Raw genomic sequence first — 17,176 nt, 5'->3', positions numbered from 1 at the left:
ATTCTAGCATATAAAACCACAAACACTCATTTTAATATTAAAATCTGGTATGATAAATAAAAAGGAGTGAAGCGATAAATGAAACCATCGATCTATACACGAACAGGAGATAAAGGCAGAACGCGCATTGGAGGCGGACAAGCTGTTGAGAAAAATGATGCGCGAATAGATGCGTTCGGCGAAGTGGATCATATTAATTCTTGGTGCGGTCTGGTCGAAGCATCTCTCATAAAAGACGGACATTCAGAAGATATTCGCAAAGACTTACGTACCATTCAACAGTTTTTATTTGATTGTACATCAGATTTGTCTATACCCAATGGACATCGGGATTATAAAATTACCGGCGAGCATGTAACTTGGTTAGAAGGGCGCATTGATCATTACGACCCTGAATTACCAGAAATTATGTATTTCATTATTCCTGGAGGTAGTGAGTCGGCAAGTTGGCTCCATGTTTTAAGAACAGAAACACGTAATGTGGAACGTAAAATAGTGACTTTTATGCAAGCTGAACCAGAACAAGTCAATCCATCCGTTTTAAAATTTATAAACCGCTTATCTGATTATTTCTTCGTGGTTGCTCGTCTGATGAACACACGTCAAGGAATAGAAGACGTTCCTTATGAACGCAGTGAAAGAGTGTTTCACGTATCCAAAGAAAAAAGGAAATAATAATAAATCATTAAAATAGAAAAGAGCGAGGACAATTTAATTTGCCTTCGCTCTTTTTTCTATAAAAAAACATCACTTAAGGAGTCAATTAAATCAGAAGCCATCACACTGTAAGAGCTTAATTTTTGAGAGGCGTAATCTCCTGCTAAACCGTGAACGTAGGAGCCCAATTTAGCTGCTTCAAAAGATGGCAACCCTTGTGCAATTAATCCAGCCATAATGCCAGTCAAGACGTCTCCAGAACCAGCAGTTGCCATACCGTTATTCCCAGAGTAATTAAGATAACGCTGTGAATCATGAGCTACCATACTACGTGCATCCTTAATAGCAAAAACTAAATGCGAATCTTTCGTACAAATATCCGTAATTTCTAATAAATCTTCTTGAACAACCGACATAGGTTGATCAGTCAGTCGAGCAAACTCCTTCATGTGCGGGGTTACAATGGAACCGGCGGGTAGCGAATTTGAAAGTTCATTTATCCGTGTATAAGTGTTATTTCGCATCAGTGGGAAGGTATTATAATAATTACTAGCAATATTAATCGCATCAGCGTCCATAACAACTGGAACATCAGCATACAGACTCATTAAACCAAGTAGCTTTTGAGAGTTGTGGGAAGTTCCTAAACCTGGACCTACAACAATAGAAGAAGCTCGCTCAACTGCCTTTTTGATAGCGTTCTTTTCTTCTTTACTATCTAACTCTTCGGGATTATATGTAGTTAAAATTGCTTCAGGCAATTGCGCTTGTAAAATAGTACGGTTAGCATCAACTGTCAAAATTTCTACTAAGCCAGCTCCAGTACGGTAAGCAGCTTTAGCCGAAAAGAAGGCCGCACCACTCATGTTTTCTGAGCCGGCCACTACCAGAACTCTCCCAAAGGAACCTTTATGTGTATATGCATCTCTTTTAGGTAATCGTTTTAAATCTGTTCTGTCATAACGATAAAAATCAGAGTGAATAACTGGCGCAGCATGAGGCGGAAAACCTATGTCAGCAAGAATGAGCTGGCCGCAATACTGACCACCTGGGTAAAGAATCTGGCCTAACTTTTCCTCTCCAAAAGTAATCGTATAGTCTGCTTTCACCGCTATTCCTTTTACCTTGCCATCATCCGCTGAAATACCAGAAGGCATGTCAACGGCGTAAGTCAGACCATGATGTTGGTTCATTCGTTCAATAATTGCATAACTAGCATCAGTGACAGTACCGGTCAATCCAATTCCATATAAAGCATCGACCAAAACAGTATAATGATCAAATTCTACCTCATCTAGGGAAGTCCAGATAACCATATCTAAGTTTTCCAGGATAGTTAATTGCTTTTGTGTTTCGTTTGATAGATGGTTTAATTTACCCGCAAAAAAAACATCTACTTGGTAGCCACGATTTAAGAGAATCCTTGCGATAGCAAGACCGTCTCCACCGTTATTACCTGATCCATTTACGACCAGAATAATATCTTCGCTATCAATTTTTGATTCCATTGTCTTGACCACTTGGTTGGCCGCATTTTCCATTAACACAAGTGAGGGAATCCCGATTGTTTCAATTGCGTACGTATCAATCGCTCTCATCTGTTGACTATCTACTAATTTTTTCATTTCTAGACCCTCCTCATGAAGATTTTACCATCAGTATAGCATCGCAGTGTTTAAAATAAAAATGACCTGTTTAGCACAAAAAAAAACAACGCCCGGGCGCTGTCTAAAAGGAAGGAGTTGCAGCTCCTAGATTATAAATTAAGAAAACCGATTGTGTCTTTCATTACTCATCTAGTATACGCTGAATATCTGTAGACATCTTTGTAATTGCGTAATAATTTAAAGAAAATTTGATTAAAAAACCAAGAGTAATTTCAAATATAAGAGCTTGAAGTCAAAAAAAAGTTATGCTATAGTAATTGCAGCACAAGTCCTTTAAATTGATCCCGTGAGGTCAGGAAGGGTACAAATTTCATATTTGATACCTATAGGTCCTTTTGCTTAGAAAAAGGGCATTTTTTTATGCCCAAAACTAGGAGGAATAAGGTATGGCTGTCAGTCAACGCGCATTATTATTAGAGGTACATGAAAAACCCCCCGTTTTAACAGGTATTTTACTAAGTTTTCAACACATTTTCGCTATGTTTGGAGCGACCATTTTGGTTCCTTTAATTCTAGGGATGCCTGTTTCAGTAGCACTGTTTGCAAGTGGACTAGGAACGTTGATTTATCGCTTCGCGACTAAAGCAAAAGTGCCCGTTTACTTAGGCTCATCATTTGCTTATATTTCAGCAATGGCAGTCGCAATCGAACAAATGGGAGGCGATATTGGCGCCGCCCAAACGGGTATTGTCTTAGTTGGGTTGGTTTATGTAAGTGCAGCAGCACTTGTTAAACTGATAGGAACGAGATGGATTGATACCCTACTACCACCCATTGTAATTGGCCCTATGATTATGGTAATCGGTTTAGGCCTAGCAGGTTCAGCAGTAACAAACGCTGGATTTGTAGCAGGTGGGGACGTCCGGCATATGTTTGTAGCAGTAGCCACCTTCTTAATCACCGCTTTCGTTAACACCAAAGCGAAGGGCTTTTTCAAAATTATTCCCTTTCTAATCGGAATTGTTGGAGGGTATCTGATTGCTTTAGCGATTGGCTTAGTGGATTTTACCCCTGTTCTTCAAGCGCGCTGGTTTGAATTACCAGGTTTTATCCTTCCTTTCCAAACACCATGGTTTAGTTCTTACCGGCCATACTTCGGACCAGAAGCATTAGCAATCGTTCCCGTTGCCTTAGTAACCATTTCGGAACATATTGGCGATCATACCGTTTTAGGAAAAATTTGTGACCGTGAATTTATGAAAGAACCAGGTTTAAATCGAACCTTAATAGGTGATGGCGTTGCAACGGCTGTTTCGGCTCTTATTGGTGGGCCGGCTAATACCACTTATGGTGAAAATACTGGCGTAATCGGTATGACTCGGATTGCTTCTGTTTCGGTTATTCGTAACGCAGCACTCTTTGCAATTGGGTTGAGTTTTCTAGGAAAGTTTACAGCTTTAATTTCAACCATTCCTAGTCCTGTATTAGGGGGAATGGCTATTCTCTTATACGGTGTTATTGCGAGTAACGGTTTAAAGGTTTTAATAGAAGAGCAAGTTGATTTTGGAATGGTTCGCAATCTTATTATAGCGAGTTCCATGCTCGTACTAGGTTTGGGCGGGGCAACGCTAGAATTGCCTCTTCTTACATTATCCGGAACGGCTTTAAGTGCCCTAGCTGGGATTATCTTAAATTTAATTTTACCGAAAGAAGTCTAATTAATGAGAGTCTCCCAAAATCAGACAAAAGAGTCTGGTTTTGGGAGTTTTTTTGGTATAATAGGGTATAGAAAGTAAAGAAGAAAGGATTAGGTGACACTTGCCTAAAAAAATAAGTATCGCAATTGACATGGATGACGTGTTGGCAGGTACGACTGAGAAAATGGTTGATTTTTTTAATCAAATGAACCAAACGACTTATACACCCGATGATTTATTAACCTTAGATTTAGAAGAAGCCTTTAATGAAAAACAACGCGCAGCTTTTATCAGAGAATTAAATCAACCTGGTTTTACACGGGATCTTGCTGTTAAAGAAAATGCGATTGAAGTTGTCGCAGAACTCAACCAACAATATGATGTCTATATTGCAACAGCTGCAATGGAGATACCTGGCTCCTTCCAAGATAAATTTGAATGGCTCCAGGAGCATTTTCCTTTTTTAGACGTCAATCATTATATTTATTGTGGTAATAAAAAAGTAGTCCGTTCAGATTATTTGATTGATGATAATATCAAGCAGTTGCATCAGTTTAGAGGAACCGGTATTTTGTTTACAGCTAAATTCAATCAAAAAATAGACACACCCTTTAAACGCATTGACAACTGGACAAAAGCTTATCAACATTTTATTGATGACTATGAGGAACGATTAGAAGAAGTTCAATATAATCGTCTTCAAACTTATAAGCAGGGTTTAGCTTTGCTTAAATAAATCTTCACACAATATTCAAACTCATTTGTTATAATTAAATAAAAGGAGGGTTTCAGATGCCACTATTCTATGGGGGTAGTTATTTCTTAATTATTATCGGGTTGGTTATTTCGTTTGCTGCTCAAGCTTACGTTAAAAGTACCTTTAATAAATACAGTAAAGTTCTTAGCCGAAAAGGCTATACAGCAACACAAGCCGCCCAATATATATTAGATCGTGCGGGGATTCAAGATGTTCGTCTTGAACGTGTCAGTGGGGATTTGACTGACCATTATGACGCACGTGCCAAAGTTTTACGTCTTTCTGATACCACCGCAAACTCAACGTCCGTTGCTGCAATTGGTGTTGCGGCACATGAGGTAGGGCATGCTATTCAAGACCAAGTAGGCTATGTACCGCTTCGTTTACGTCATGCACTTGTTCCAGCTACTAATTTTGGGCAATCCATATCGATGCCGATGATTTTAATTGGGGTTGTTCTAGGATCAGGCGGGCAAACACTCATCCAACTTGGTATTCTTTTGTTCTCACTTACCTTTGTTTTTCAAGTGGTTACCTTACCCGTTGAATTTAATGCTTCTTACCGTGCCATTGAAATTCTAGGGAGTGGAAATATTCTTGAAAGAGATGAAGTTCCCAAAGCTAAGAATGTGCTAAATGCAGCAGCTTTGACCTATGTCGCTGCCGCGATTATGAGCTTCCTACAACTATTGCGATTGGTTATGATTTTTGGTAACAGAAGAGACTAATATTTTAAAAAGAAGGTTGAGACGTGTGTCTCAACCTTCTTTTTATGGTAATTTTTACCTTTGATATCCAACTCTTTTGCTCTTTATGTTGTTAATTAGACAGGAAGTAGCTTATAATACATAGAAGAAGTTAAAAGCGATAAAAAAGAAGGGTTGGTATCAATAAGCATGGACACGAAACAAATTGATCGCCGTATTATACGAACAAAACAAGGCATTCAAGAGGCCTTAACAGAATTACTTGAGAAAAAATCAATAAATAAAATATCAGTCAAAGAAATTACAGATATAGCGGGGATTAATCGGGGCACCTTCTACCTTCATTATGTAGATAAATATGATCTAATGGAAAAGAGTATCAATCAACTCATGATTGAAATTAGCGAAACAGGATCCAACATTTTGAATTTAGCCCAACGTAATATCCATTCTGAATTAAGTAGAAAAAAGCTTGTTGATGAATTTACAACGCTATTTAAATACATTCAGAAAAATAGTCTACTGATTAAGAGTTTGACGAATGAGAATAGTAGCTATTCCTTTCATCACAAATTCAATGAGCTCTTGAAAGATCGTCTCATCGCCAAACTAGGACCCAAACAAAAAGATGTACCAGCGATTTATATTGTTTCTGCTTTTTCTTATTCCATACAAGGGATTATCCGGACGTGGTTAGAATCTGGAATGGAAGACACTGCTGACATGATGGGAGAATATAGCTTTAATATTTTAGAATGCTATCTAAAAGACTGATAGGAGTGAATAAGATGGTGAACAAGAATATTGATTTAAGCCTAGTCGATGAGCTTTTAAATGAAACACAAAAAGAAATCAATAACATGCAGACAGTTAATATTATGCTTGTCGGTAAAACGGGTGTTGGGAAAAGTACACTTGTAAATAATATATTTCGTGAGAAACTGGCTTCCACGGGTATTGGCAAACCGGTAACCAAACACTTGAGACTTATATCTAAAGAAGGAGTTCCTATTGTACTGTATGATACACGCGGGTTAGAATTGAGTGGAACCATCCAAACGCAAGTACGGAGCGAAATTTTTTCAACTATCAAAACGAGCCTAGAAAAAGGACCTGAAGAAGCGATTCATGTTATTTACTACTGTATCAATGCGAATTCTTCTCGCATTGAAGAGACAGAAATTTCTTTTATAAATGAACTTGCACAATATTTACCGGTAATTATTGTGTTAACCCAAGCCATCGGTCAACCGGCGCAAGCGTTTCGTAACTATATTGAAGAGTTAAATTTAGAAATAGCCGCCGTTATGAACATTATGGCAGAACCCTTGGTGATATCGGATGAGTTAACTATTCCACGAAGTGGACTAAAAGAACTAATTTCGCGTACCATTGAAGTGATTCCTAAGGATGTTACCAAAGCTTTTAACAATGCCCAACAAGTAGATATTGAACGTAAAGCGAAAGCAGCTAGGCGTTGGGCAAGGCGCTATATTGCCTCTACGTTCGGGGTAGGTTTTACCCCCATTCCATTTTCTGATGCCACGGTTCTAGTGCCTATGCAGATTAGCATGATGGCCCATATTACCGCTATATTCGGTATCTCTATGGAACGCACGAATATTGCAAGTATTTTGGGAGCAGTTGGTGGAACCGGTGGTGCAACTTATTTGGGCCGCTACATTGTATCGAATTTAATAAAATTTATTCCTGGAGCGGGAACACTAGCTGGCGGGTTAATTAGTGGGGGGACGGCCTCTATCCTAACTACTGCGCTCGCTTTTAGCTATATTGAGGTCTTATCTTTTATCGCAAAAGGTGAAGTAGACGGTGAATATCCTGACTTAAAAAATATTGGCGAATTAATGAAAAAAGAACTACAGTCACGTTTGAAGAATAGCAAAATCGCCCCAGAGTTGCAGACCGAATTAGATCAAATTGACAAAAAAACAAGTTTTCTAGGAAAGGTTCAACAACTTTTCAAAAAGAAAAAATAAAAAACAGACTTTTCTCTCGCAAGGGAAGAAAAGTCTGTTTTCTATTCAGCAGCTTCAAGTTCGGGACGGTCTGGATTTAAGCGGGCAATGCGATGGACGTGGATTGTTTCTTGGCATTGTTTGAGAGTGATAGTATCTATCGCTTTGTTCACAACCATCATTTTTTAAATTCACTGTATCATTCCTTGTCTTTTTTTACTGTACAATAGAAAAGTAGAGGATTCTGGTAGTTAATTATTGCAAAAGAACCTCTATTTTAAAGACTTTCTATTTATGAACGATATGGGTTGAATGTATGATTTATAAATAGATATACTTTATGTGAAGTAATTATCATAACTCTACCAATAAAAAGAATCTTCAATGAATATAAACTGTTACGGCTTTCTAGTTATGGAGTTTTCTTAAGCTTGGAGGGCGAGGATGCAGTAAAGGCAAGTGAAGGATACAAACTAGTAGTTGTCGATGCACAGGTTCTGTCTAAAGAAGAAATTTTGTTCATGCAAGACCGTGGTCAACAGGTTTATACATATTTAAATATTGGTTCGTTAGAAATGTTTCGTCCTTATTTTGAAGAATTCCATCATTTAATTGAAAAGCCCTATCAAGATTGGGAAGATGAATATTGGATAAACGTTTCTAGTAAAGAATGGCAGCGCTTCATTGAAGAAAAATTAGTTATTTCGTTACTGGAAAAAATGTAGATGGATTCTGGATAGATAACGTAGATGTATATAGTCAAATTCCTACTGAGGCAATTTATTTAGGAGTAGAAGCTACTTTAAAAGGAGTAATGACTCATGAAAAACCAGTTATCGTGAATAGTGGGAATGAATTTGTCGAGTTATATGCCCAAAGAAGCAATCAAGTGAATGATATTTTAACAAGTGTGAATCAAGAAACAGTATTTTCAACGATAAATTTTGAGGATCAAACGTTTGGTATTCAAACTGAGGTGGAACAAAATTATTATATAGATTATTTGAATGCGATGGAGGACTTAGATAAAGATGTTTTTTTACTGGAATATACAAAAGATAACCATCTAGAAAAAGAAATTCAAGACTATGCAAAGGAAAGAGGATGGAATGTTTATATCTCTAATTCTATTGAATTAAATGGGAAATAACTACCTATAAATAACAAATAAACGAAGTAGAAAAGAATTGACATCATCTAATACAATTCTTGGCATAATCGCATCAATTACTACGGGTAGAGTAATTCTTATTCTTCTTTTCAATTTATTCTTTTGTGTAGGGTGAGTAAGTTGAGTTGCAATGTCTCCCAGTAGCGTTAGATTTTATAAAATAAATGGATATCAGATTCTTTACTAAACCTATATATAAATATGGTGAAAAGAGTAATAGTCGACCGATGAGTAGATAAAAGACCATCCGTATAAGAGAACGATAATCGGATTTCTTTTTGAGTTAATTTTCGTATAAATATTTTTAATACACTCAATATTCCTATTTCGGAGATACTAATACCTATCAATTTAAAATGAATCGAAGAGCAATGGTTCCTTTTTTATACATATTCATACCCCGAAAAGATTAATATACTATTTATAAAAGGAGTGTAAGGGATGTAACCTCCTTATTTGTTACTTAAAATGGTATCATTCACTTATAAAAAATGGTGGAGGGACGAAAATGAAAACAGCAGTTGTTACCGGGGCAAACACCGGAGTAGGATATGAAACAGCCCTAGGGTTAGCAAAACAAAAGTTTGAAGTGATTATGCTTTGTCGCTCTCAAGAAAAAGGGGAAAAAGCTCAAAAGGAAATTATAAAAAAGAGTGGAAACAAACATGTTTTTCTTGTTTTAGGGGACTTAGCTTCTTTAGAAAGCATAAAAAAAGCAGCAGGGATGATTATCGAGCAGTATCCTATTATTGATGTGTTAGTGAATAATGCTGGAGTATTTGCTTTGAAAAAAGAATATACAGAAGACGGGTTTGAAAAAATGACTGGAGTAAATTACATCGGTCATTTCTATTTGACACAGTTACTTTTACCCAATTTGAAAAAAGCGAAATCTGCCCGAATAGTAGTGGTTTCCTCAAATGGATACAAAATGGCTCGATTTGATCTGTCCAATCTTCAACCGGAAAGTAAATTTTCTATTATAGGGAACTACGGAAGATCGAAAATGATGACTCTCTTGTTTGCTAGGGAATTATCGGATAGACTTTCTGACACAGCCATCACCGTCAATGCGCTTCATCCAGGTGCTGTTGCAACCAGTATGGGCGTATCGAGAAACAGGATTTGGAAAAACCGTCTATAAGTTCTTACGGCCCTTTTTCAAATCACCCGAAGAAGGAGCAGAAACTTCTCTGTATGTAGCAACTAGTAAAGAGGTAGAAGGCGTTTCAGGGCAATATTTTATTGATTGTAAACCAGTAGAAGTCAAGGAAATTGCAAGAAATCAAGAGCTAACAAGAAAGCTATATGAAAAAACAGATGAAATAATCAGACAAAAAGGGTATTAATGTAATAAATAAAAGTTGTTTATCAACTATAGTTTTGTACAGACAAAATCCACTCCGACGATTACGAATTTGTGATGGATCAGATGACCAAGCATTTATCAGGAGCTATCTCTATTTGGGAAGTGCAGTATCGAATTCAAGCGAAGATTCAAATAAAACGGTACTATAAAAACACGAAAACCTCTTTAAGATTTTGAGGTTTTCGTGTTTTTTATTCGCCAGCTTCAAGCCGTTCAATTTCTTCAGCAGGATCAAGTTCGGGACGGTCTGGATTTAGACGGGCAACGCGATGGACGTGGATTGCTTCTAATATTGGTACCATCATAGCAGCAATTAGTCCACCAGCGAAACCATTGTTATATAAATTAACCCCACCGTATAAAAATCCAACATTTGTTACCATAGCTAGGTGTAGGGCGCCTGCTATCATCCCAACGATGGCTCCGTAACGCCCAGTTATGGGAGAGAGCGTTGTTGCAAATAAAATCGCGATTAAAATGGGAGCTGTTCGCGTGTCATGTAAGGTTAAATGAGACATAATTGTTGCACCAATCATCACAGGTGTCGCTGTCAATAAGGTTTTGCCAAAGGCTCCAAACCCCACCACACTCAAAATACCGCCAATAACTGGTCCACTCAAATCACCGCCTAATGCCAACACATAGAGCGTGGAAAAAACACCGAGCATGCCCATGTTCATGAAGGTTGCTCCGATACCTCCTACATCAATAAAATCAGTAGAAAGTTGACCGGTTTGTTCATGTATATCTTTGATACCCTTGAAGTTTTTATTATTAATAAAAAAACCAAATATAAAAATTGCAGTAAAAAAAGTAATTAATAGAAGTGTAAAGGGCCTTGTATGAAGACTGGAGATGAGTAGAGAGTTTTCAACAGTCATTCCAAAACTTCGCATTAAAGAAATAACAAGCGTTCCAAGAAAACCTGAAGTAAAACCAACATTATATAAGCTGAATCCTTTAGTAAAGGTAATCACATGTCTAGAAAGTGGCGGTAAAATAAAGCCCACAATAAAACCGGCAAGATAGCCCATACTCACTCCAATCACGAGTGGAAACCCTTCGTTAAAGCTCAGTTCGCTAACCAAGGGGCCTAGAGCAGTTCCAAATAAAGCTGCCAATAAGGACTTTTCAAGCGGATTACGGGTGACTTTCGCGTAATAAAGACTACCTAGGACGATTGGCATAGAATTGTAAAAGTTTTTACCGAAGAAAGAAAAGCCAATAATCAAAAAAAGCGCTGCAATAACCGGTCCATTTATTTTAGCATTACAAATGCGGACAACCACCAAAGCTTGCAAGGTCATAATTGAAGCATTTATCAAGGTAGCTCCTGGATTTGCCAAAGCCATATAATCGGTCAGTAAATTTGCAGGTGAACGCATAATCAGCCAAAATCCATCCCAAATTTCGAGGGGGGTATTAAAAAAGAAAGCGACAACCGCCATTATAATTGAGATAAGAATAAAGAGTTGATATAAAATTTTTGTCGGAAGTGTCCGTAGATCTGGATAATGATGCACAGGAATTGTTAGCATGACGTGCTCCTTTACTTTGCAGTTTTTTGAAAGGTTATAATTCTAAAAATCCCGATAGTGAGTGGGAGAGCTACCATAATACTTTTTAAAAAGCTTACTGAAATAAAGAGCATCTTCATAACCTACTAATTGTGCTGTATCAGTCACGCTAATGTCAGGATGGTTTTCTATCAGAGATTTTGCTTTTTCTAAACGATATTGAATCAAATAATTAATAGGAGAATCGTCCAGCTGGTCTTTAAAAGCACGTGAAATAGTAGCCGGGCTGGTGTAAAAAGCTTGTGCAATATCACTTAAGGTGATGTCTTCTGAATAATGAGATTCCATATATAATTTAACTTCAGTCACTAATTGTTGTCGGTTATAGTCTTCCTCTGACAAAATAAGAGCTGTATCTTCTTTAGAATCAGAAGTTTTATCTCGTAAAATATAAATCATCAGTTTTAATATCAAGCCCTTTAAAATAACTGCATGCCCTTTTTTTCTTTCGAGACGTTCCGTCATTATTTCTTGGCAAGTTTGGGAAAAAACATCTTGATATTCTGATAAATAAGTGACGGTAGTATTGAGTGGAAAGAAATTCTTCGGGAAACGATCGATTGCAAAATGACGCAGACCTAGATGCAACTGGCGATTCGTCTCTCCTTCAGGAGTAGAAACTTGATGTTTTACACCAGGATTGAGGAGCAATATCGCACCTTTATGAACATGGTGGATGTGACCTTCAATATCATAATAAGACTGGCCATCTAACATAACAGACATCTCAAAAAAGTCATGAGAGTGGCTTTTTCCAATACTCGGTCCTGATGAATAAGCATCAAAAGCATATAAGATTTCCGGATTAAATGTTTTTGAGTCAATATGAAGCATCACGATGACCTCCAACGTATCTTCTGTTTACTTAAAAGTATAGCGATTTGATACATGAGATGCAACGCTTGACAGTTATCAGGGCGATAATATTGTCCATAATGTATGAATGGATCCTCCATAGTAAGGACACATAGTTTGAATTACACTGATAATAACATAAATAGAAAGGTGGAAGTGTCTTGGATAGTAGTTTAGGATGGATAAAAAAATATATTCGGCCATACTGGTTTGGTTGGACTTGGGCGAGTATCTTAACGATTATAATTGCTCTTATGAATATTGTGACTCCCTATATCAGCGGTCTTATTGTCGATCAAGTCATCAATAACCAACAACTTGATTGGTTGCTTCCTTTATTAGGATTGTTAATTGGAGCAACTGTCTTCCGGATGGGAATGCGTTACCTTTACCAAATAAAGTTTGAACAAATTAGCCAAGATGTTTTATTTGAAATTCGACAAGACCTCTATACGAAATTACAAGAACTTGATTTTACATTTTTTAATAATACGCGGGTAGGAGATATTATGGCAAGAATGACGGGAGACACAGATGCCATACGGCATGCCGTTGCATGGACTTACTTTAATATCTTAGATAATCTCGTTCTCTTTGTTGCGGCCTTAATCTTTTTAGGCACTATTGAATGGCGTTTGATGTTAATGCTTTTGATTGTCGCACCATTTATTGCTGTATTAACCATTCTCTTGTCAAAAAAAGCTAGTTCTGCTTTTTATCAAATTAGGGAAAGCTTTTCGCGGCTCAATACGATGGTAGAAGAACATATTGGTGGAAACAAAGTAGTTCGAGCGTTTGCGCGCGAAGACTATGAGATTGAAAAGTTTAATGTCCGAAATGAAGATTTTAGACAACGTAATTTAAATTCGGCCAAAATCTCTTCAACTTATCTACCAGCTATTGAAGTGTTTGCAAGTTTAATGTCGGTTATTGCAATTGGAGCTGGCGGCATGTTTGTCATTTCAAATGCTATGTCAATTGGGAATTTTGTTACCTTTAATGGGTTGATATGGATGGTGAACGTTCCTATGCGTAACGTTGGGAACCACGTAAATGACTTACAAAACTTCGATGCAAGTACGCTGAAAATCCGTGAGATGCTAGCGATTGAACCAGAAATACCAGTAGAAGAAAGAATCAGTATTCCAAAATTAAGAGGTGAAATTACCTTTGAGAATGTATCTTTTTCTTTCCCAGATGAACCTGAAGTAGATGTTATTCGCAACATTAACTTCCATCTCGAAGCAGGTCAGACGTTAGGTATCTTAGGGGAAACGGGGTCTGGTAAGTCCACACTCGTCAATTTAATTTCACGTTTCTTTGACCCAACAGAAGGACGGGTGTTAATTGATGGCATTGATATTAAGGAAATGAACGTCATTGAACTACGTCAACAAATTGCAGTAGTGATGCAAGATGTTTTTCTCTTTTCAGATACCATCAAAGAAAATATCTCCTACGGGATACCTAATGCTCCCTTTCAATCTGTTCAAAGGGTAGCCCGTGTAGCAGACGCCAACAAATTTATTGAAAAGATGCCTGAGCAATATGAGACCTATCTAGGCGAACGAGGCAGTGGTCTATCGGGGGGACAAAAACAACGGTTATCCTTAGCAAGAGGATTAATAAAAGAACCATCTATTTTAATTTTGGATGATACCACTTCAGCAGTAGATATGGAAACGGAAGTAAAAATTCAAAAAGGCTTAAAAGAAAATGAGAATCGTAAAACAACGGTTATTATTGCCAATCGTATTTCTTCTGTAAAAAATGCCAATCAAATATTGATACTATCAAAAGGAGAGATTATTGAACGGGGGACGCACACACAATTGTTAGAAAAAGGTGGCGCTTATAGTAAAATTTATGAAGAACAGCTAGGACAAGCAGGGATGGGTGAGGAGAATGGCTGAAAAATCAAAAAAAAATAAAATTGACATTCAAGGTTTTAGACGGATTGGAAGCTATCTGAAACCATACCGATTAAATATAATGAAGTTATTAGGAGTTATCTTATTTTCTAACCTAGTCATGGTTTTAGGACCTTATTTAACGAGCTATGTTATTGACACAGCTATTCCAAATGAAAACCTGAGAGCCATTTTATGGGTTATCGTTCTATTTGCACTTGCAAATTTATTAAATGGGTTAGCTATTCGTTACCGTATTTTTAACATTTCTAAATTAGGTCAAGATGTATTACGTGACATACGCTCAGATTTATTTAATCATTTACAAAAATTGAGCTTTGAGTTTTTTGACACACGTCCACACGGGGAAATACTTGTGCGAGTTGTCAATTATATTAATTCCCTTAGTAATATCCTATCGTCGGGACTCATAACGGTTATTTCCGATATTTTAAGTATCGTTGTAACTTTGACCATTATGATTTCAATTGACCCTATGTTAACTCTGTATAGTATGATTTTGTTACCAGTATTATTTATTGTCACCATGATCATTAAAAATAAACAACGAGTGGCTTATGAAGAATTAAGTGAAAAACAAGCAAATTTGAATACGTACATTCACGAATCGATTGAAGGAATTAAAACAACGCAAACCTTTACACGAGAGGGTATGAACGTGGATATTTTTGCAAATGTTAGCAAACAGCAGAGTCAAGCATGGATGAAAGCTGTACGTGTACAATTTATTTTAGGGCCTATTATAGAGATAATTTCTTCGGTTACAATTTCATTTGTTTATTTTGCCGGAATCCGAGGGCTTGGCGTAGAGGTTTCAACGGGTGTCTTAATTGCATTTGTTGCCTATGTAACCAACTTTTGGAATCCAATTGTTAACGTAGGAAATTTCTATAATTCATTAGTGTCTGGAACGGTTTATTTAGAACGTGTTTTTGAAATGATGGATATTGAGCCACATATTACCGATTCACCACACGCATTTGTAATGCCACCTATCAATGGTGAATTAATTTTTGAAGATGTGAGTTTCGGCTATAAAGAAGATCAACCAATCTTTGAACATTTATCTTTCAAGGTAAAACCAGGCGAAACAATCGCTTTAGTTGGGGCAACTGGAGCGGGTAAATCAACCGTAACCAACCTCATCCCGCGGTTTTACGATGTTGACGAAGGGAAGATTTTAATTGATGGCATCGATATAAGGGATGTTACAGTTGCTTCATTGCGGCAGGAAGTAGGGGTAATGTTACAAGATACCTTTATTTTTTCTGGAACTATTTTCGAGAATATTCGTTATGGGAAATTGGATGCAACGAAAGAAGAAGTTATTTTAGCAGCTAGAATTGTTCTTGCCCATGACTTCATTATGAACTTGAAATCTGGTTATGATACCTACGTTCAAGAGCGTGGAAGTACGCTATCAGCTGGACAAAGGCAACTGATTTCTTTTGCGCGTACCTTATTATCCGATCCAAAAGTTCTAATATTAGATGAGGCAACATCAAGTATTGATACACAAACAGAGTTGGCCTTACAAGAAGGACTGGATCGACTATTGGTAGGGCGAACTGCCATCGTAGTAGCCCATCGGCTTTCAACTATTCGCAATAGCGACCGTATTTTTTATATCGGCGATCATCGAATCTTAGAATCCGGCAGTCATGAGGAATTAATTAAACAGCGTGGATACTATTACGATCTCTATAAAACACAATCCAACTTATTAAGTCAGCTTTAAAAATGAAAACCTCGCTACTCTTTTTATAGGAGTAACGAGGTTTTTATCTTTAAAATAAGTTCTTAATTTTTTCTATATTTTTTATCATAACCGAGGTGGTTCCGTCGGGATTGTTAATGAATTCGACAACATCAGAATCTTGATACAAATCTAATGGGATGCTCAGTTCAATCCCGTTATTTAAGCGCAGTTTTTGCTTAGAAAATTTAGGTCCAGCAAGCGCCATTTCTGCAGGAGCGCGATTGACGTAGCCTAATTCCTGAACTTCTTCAAAGAATTTTTCTTTCTTAGCATAATTCTCTCCAAAGAGTTGTTCCGCAATCACTTGATTATCAATGACACTCTCTTCTTCCATGCTATGGACAATAGCCCGCTTTGTTTCGGCAAGGGCTACAAATTCTTCATCATTAAAAGCTTTACTTGTTTTTTGAACTGCTTTTTTAATAATCGTAATATTTTCCTTCAAACTTGGTTTTGTCGATTCTTCCAAAAACATTTCAGTAAAGTAAAACTTTTTCTCAGCTAGTTCAGTAATCATTTGTTTCTTTTCAATGACATGAAACTGCATAGTTTCCAGGTTCAAAACCATACCTTCTTGGATGGCTTGACGCGCACTAGGAAGAATCGCCCGATTGATAATCAGTTGATTCGTCAAGGTGTCTGTTTCATTAGAAACGTAATGAGTCAAACTATCTGAATAATTTAGTTTAAAGAGACCCAGACAAGGAACGTCATCCATGGTAAAGCGTGTAAATAATAAATCAGCGGGTGGAATCTCTGGATTTAATTTAGTGATTTTAAAAAACTTATCACTAAGTGCCCGCGTCACTCCTACGAAGTCCTCTGTTATATGCTCTAACATGGTTACTATCGTACCGCCTTCAGCAAGTGTTCCCTCTTTCATATTATCAGAATCTTCAACTTTACCAATCATGGCATGGATATAATCAATTGTAAATTTTTCAGTTATATCTAATCCAGCAAACGAATAGATCGGTTCGTTGGTATTTAGATCTAAAATATGTAGAATTGCTTCTTGAATATAAATCATTGTTTCCCTCCATCTTTAAATCACAAGAAGGAGTATCTCATAAAAAAGGGAGCTCGGATAGAGAGAAGTGTTTGGATTGTATA

General features: G+C 37.1%; 16 protein-coding genes. 12 read left to right on the top strand and 4 right to left on the bottom strand.

Annotation, left to right across the window (positions count from 1 at the left end):
• The first annotated feature begins 78 nt into the window (after nucleotides 1–78).
• A complete protein-coding gene (locus BW727_RS07795) occupies nucleotides 79–675 on the top strand; it encodes a cob(I)yrinic acid a,c-diamide adenosyltransferase (protein ID WP_062469839.1) in 597 nt (198 codons plus the stop codon).
• A 59-nt stretch (nucleotides 676–734) separates the two neighbouring features.
• Here BW727_RS07795 and BW727_RS07790 read toward each other — a convergent pair whose 3' ends face one another.
• A complete protein-coding gene (locus BW727_RS07790; RefSeq protein WP_062469842.1) occupies nucleotides 735–2,282 on the bottom strand; it encodes a bifunctional ADP-dependent NAD(P)H-hydrate dehydratase/NAD(P)H-hydrate epimerase in 1,548 nt (515 codons plus the stop codon).
• A gap of 428 nt (nucleotides 2,283–2,710) precedes the next feature.
• Between BW727_RS07790 and BW727_RS07785 the strand changes: the two genes are divergently transcribed.
• From BW727_RS07785 to BW727_RS10750, 9 genes are all read left to right on the top strand, one after another.
• Nucleotides 2,711–3,982, top strand: a complete 1,272-nt coding sequence (locus BW727_RS07785) for a uracil-xanthine permease family protein (protein ID WP_062469845.1) — start codon at nucleotides 2,711–2,713, stop codon at nucleotides 3,980–3,982.
• A gap of 100 nt (nucleotides 3,983–4,082) precedes the next feature.
• The gene (locus BW727_RS07780) at nucleotides 4,083–4,697 is read left to right on the top strand and encodes a 5' nucleotidase, NT5C type (RefSeq protein ID WP_062469848.1); all 615 of its coding nucleotides are present in this window, start codon (nucleotides 4,083–4,085) and stop codon (nucleotides 4,695–4,697) included.
• A gap of 56 nt (nucleotides 4,698–4,753) precedes the next feature.
• The gene (locus BW727_RS07775; protein WP_062469850.1) at nucleotides 4,754–5,446 is read left to right on the top strand and encodes a zinc metallopeptidase; all 693 of its coding nucleotides are present in this window, start codon (nucleotides 4,754–4,756) and stop codon (nucleotides 5,444–5,446) included.
• 168 nt (nucleotides 5,447–5,614) lie between these two features.
• A complete protein-coding gene (locus BW727_RS07770; protein WP_062469852.1) occupies nucleotides 5,615–6,199 on the top strand; it encodes a TetR/AcrR family transcriptional regulator in 585 nt (194 codons plus the stop codon).
• A gap of 14 nt (nucleotides 6,200–6,213) precedes the next feature.
• The gene (locus BW727_RS07765) at nucleotides 6,214–7,422 is read left to right on the top strand and encodes a YcjF family protein (protein WP_062469854.1); all 1,209 of its coding nucleotides are present in this window, start codon (nucleotides 6,214–6,216) and stop codon (nucleotides 7,420–7,422) included.
• A 410-nt stretch (nucleotides 7,423–7,832) separates the two neighbouring features.
• A complete protein-coding gene (locus BW727_RS07760) occupies nucleotides 7,833–8,126 on the top strand; it encodes an endo alpha-1,4 polygalactosaminidase (protein WP_062469855.1) in 294 nt (97 codons plus the stop codon).
• Between the two features lie 89 nt (nucleotides 8,127–8,215).
• Entirely contained in the window at nucleotides 8,216–8,551 is a 336-nt protein-coding gene (locus BW727_RS07755; RefSeq protein ID WP_062469859.1) for a hypothetical protein, read from the top strand.
• A 529-nt stretch (nucleotides 8,552–9,080) separates the two neighbouring features.
• Complete coding sequence (locus BW727_RS07750; RefSeq protein ID WP_227807172.1) at nucleotides 9,081–9,716, top strand: SDR family oxidoreductase; 636 nt, start codon at nucleotides 9,081–9,083, stop codon at nucleotides 9,714–9,716.
• Nucleotides 9,664–9,921, top strand: a complete 258-nt coding sequence (locus BW727_RS10750) for a Rossmann-fold NAD(P)-binding domain-containing protein (protein ID WP_227807171.1) — start codon at nucleotides 9,664–9,666, stop codon at nucleotides 9,919–9,921. Before BW727_RS07750 ends, BW727_RS10750 begins: the two co-directional genes overlap by 53 nt.
• Before the next feature lie 211 nt (nucleotides 9,922–10,132).
• On the opposite strand, the gene BW727_RS07745 is transcribed toward BW727_RS10750, so the two are convergent.
• Nucleotides 10,133–11,479: a DUF1576 domain-containing protein gene (locus BW727_RS07745; RefSeq protein WP_062469863.1), complete on the bottom strand. Its 1,347-nt coding sequence runs from the start codon at nucleotides 11,477–11,479 to the stop codon at nucleotides 10,133–10,135.
• 42 nt (nucleotides 11,480–11,521) lie between these two features.
• The gene (locus tag BW727_RS07740) at nucleotides 11,522–12,352 is read right to left on the bottom strand and encodes a helix-turn-helix transcriptional regulator (RefSeq protein WP_062469866.1); all 831 of its coding nucleotides are present in this window, start codon (nucleotides 12,350–12,352) and stop codon (nucleotides 11,522–11,524) included.
• A 182-nt stretch (nucleotides 12,353–12,534) separates the two neighbouring features.
• Here BW727_RS07740 and BW727_RS07735 point away from each other — a divergent pair, with 182 nt between their 5' ends.
• Nucleotides 12,535–14,286 (top strand): ABC transporter ATP-binding protein, encoded by a 1,752-nt coding sequence (locus BW727_RS07735; protein WP_077795817.1) that lies wholly within the window; start codon nucleotides 12,535–12,537, stop codon nucleotides 14,284–14,286.
• Nucleotides 14,279–16,042 carry an ABC transporter ATP-binding protein gene (locus BW727_RS07730; protein WP_062469869.1) on the top strand — a complete coding sequence of 588 codons (1,764 nt, stop codon included), beginning with the start codon at nucleotides 14,279–14,281 and terminating at the stop codon, nucleotides 16,040–16,042. Before BW727_RS07735 ends, BW727_RS07730 begins: the two co-directional genes overlap by 8 nt.
• A gap of 49 nt (nucleotides 16,043–16,091) precedes the next feature.
• Here the strand turns inward: BW727_RS07730 and BW727_RS07725 are convergent, their stop codons facing one another.
• The gene (locus BW727_RS07725; protein WP_062469872.1) at nucleotides 16,092–17,093 is read right to left on the bottom strand and encodes a nucleoid-associated protein; all 1,002 of its coding nucleotides are present in this window, start codon (nucleotides 17,091–17,093) and stop codon (nucleotides 16,092–16,094) included.
• Nucleotides 17,094–17,176: the final 83 nt, after the last annotated feature.

It is taken from the genome of Jeotgalibaca dankookensis (genome assembly GCF_002005405.1).
In the GTDB taxonomy this organism is placed as follows: Bacteria; Bacillota; Bacilli; order Lactobacillales; family Aerococcaceae; genus Jeotgalibaca; species Jeotgalibaca dankookensis.
This window is presented reverse-complemented; position numbering and strand designations above follow the sequence as displayed.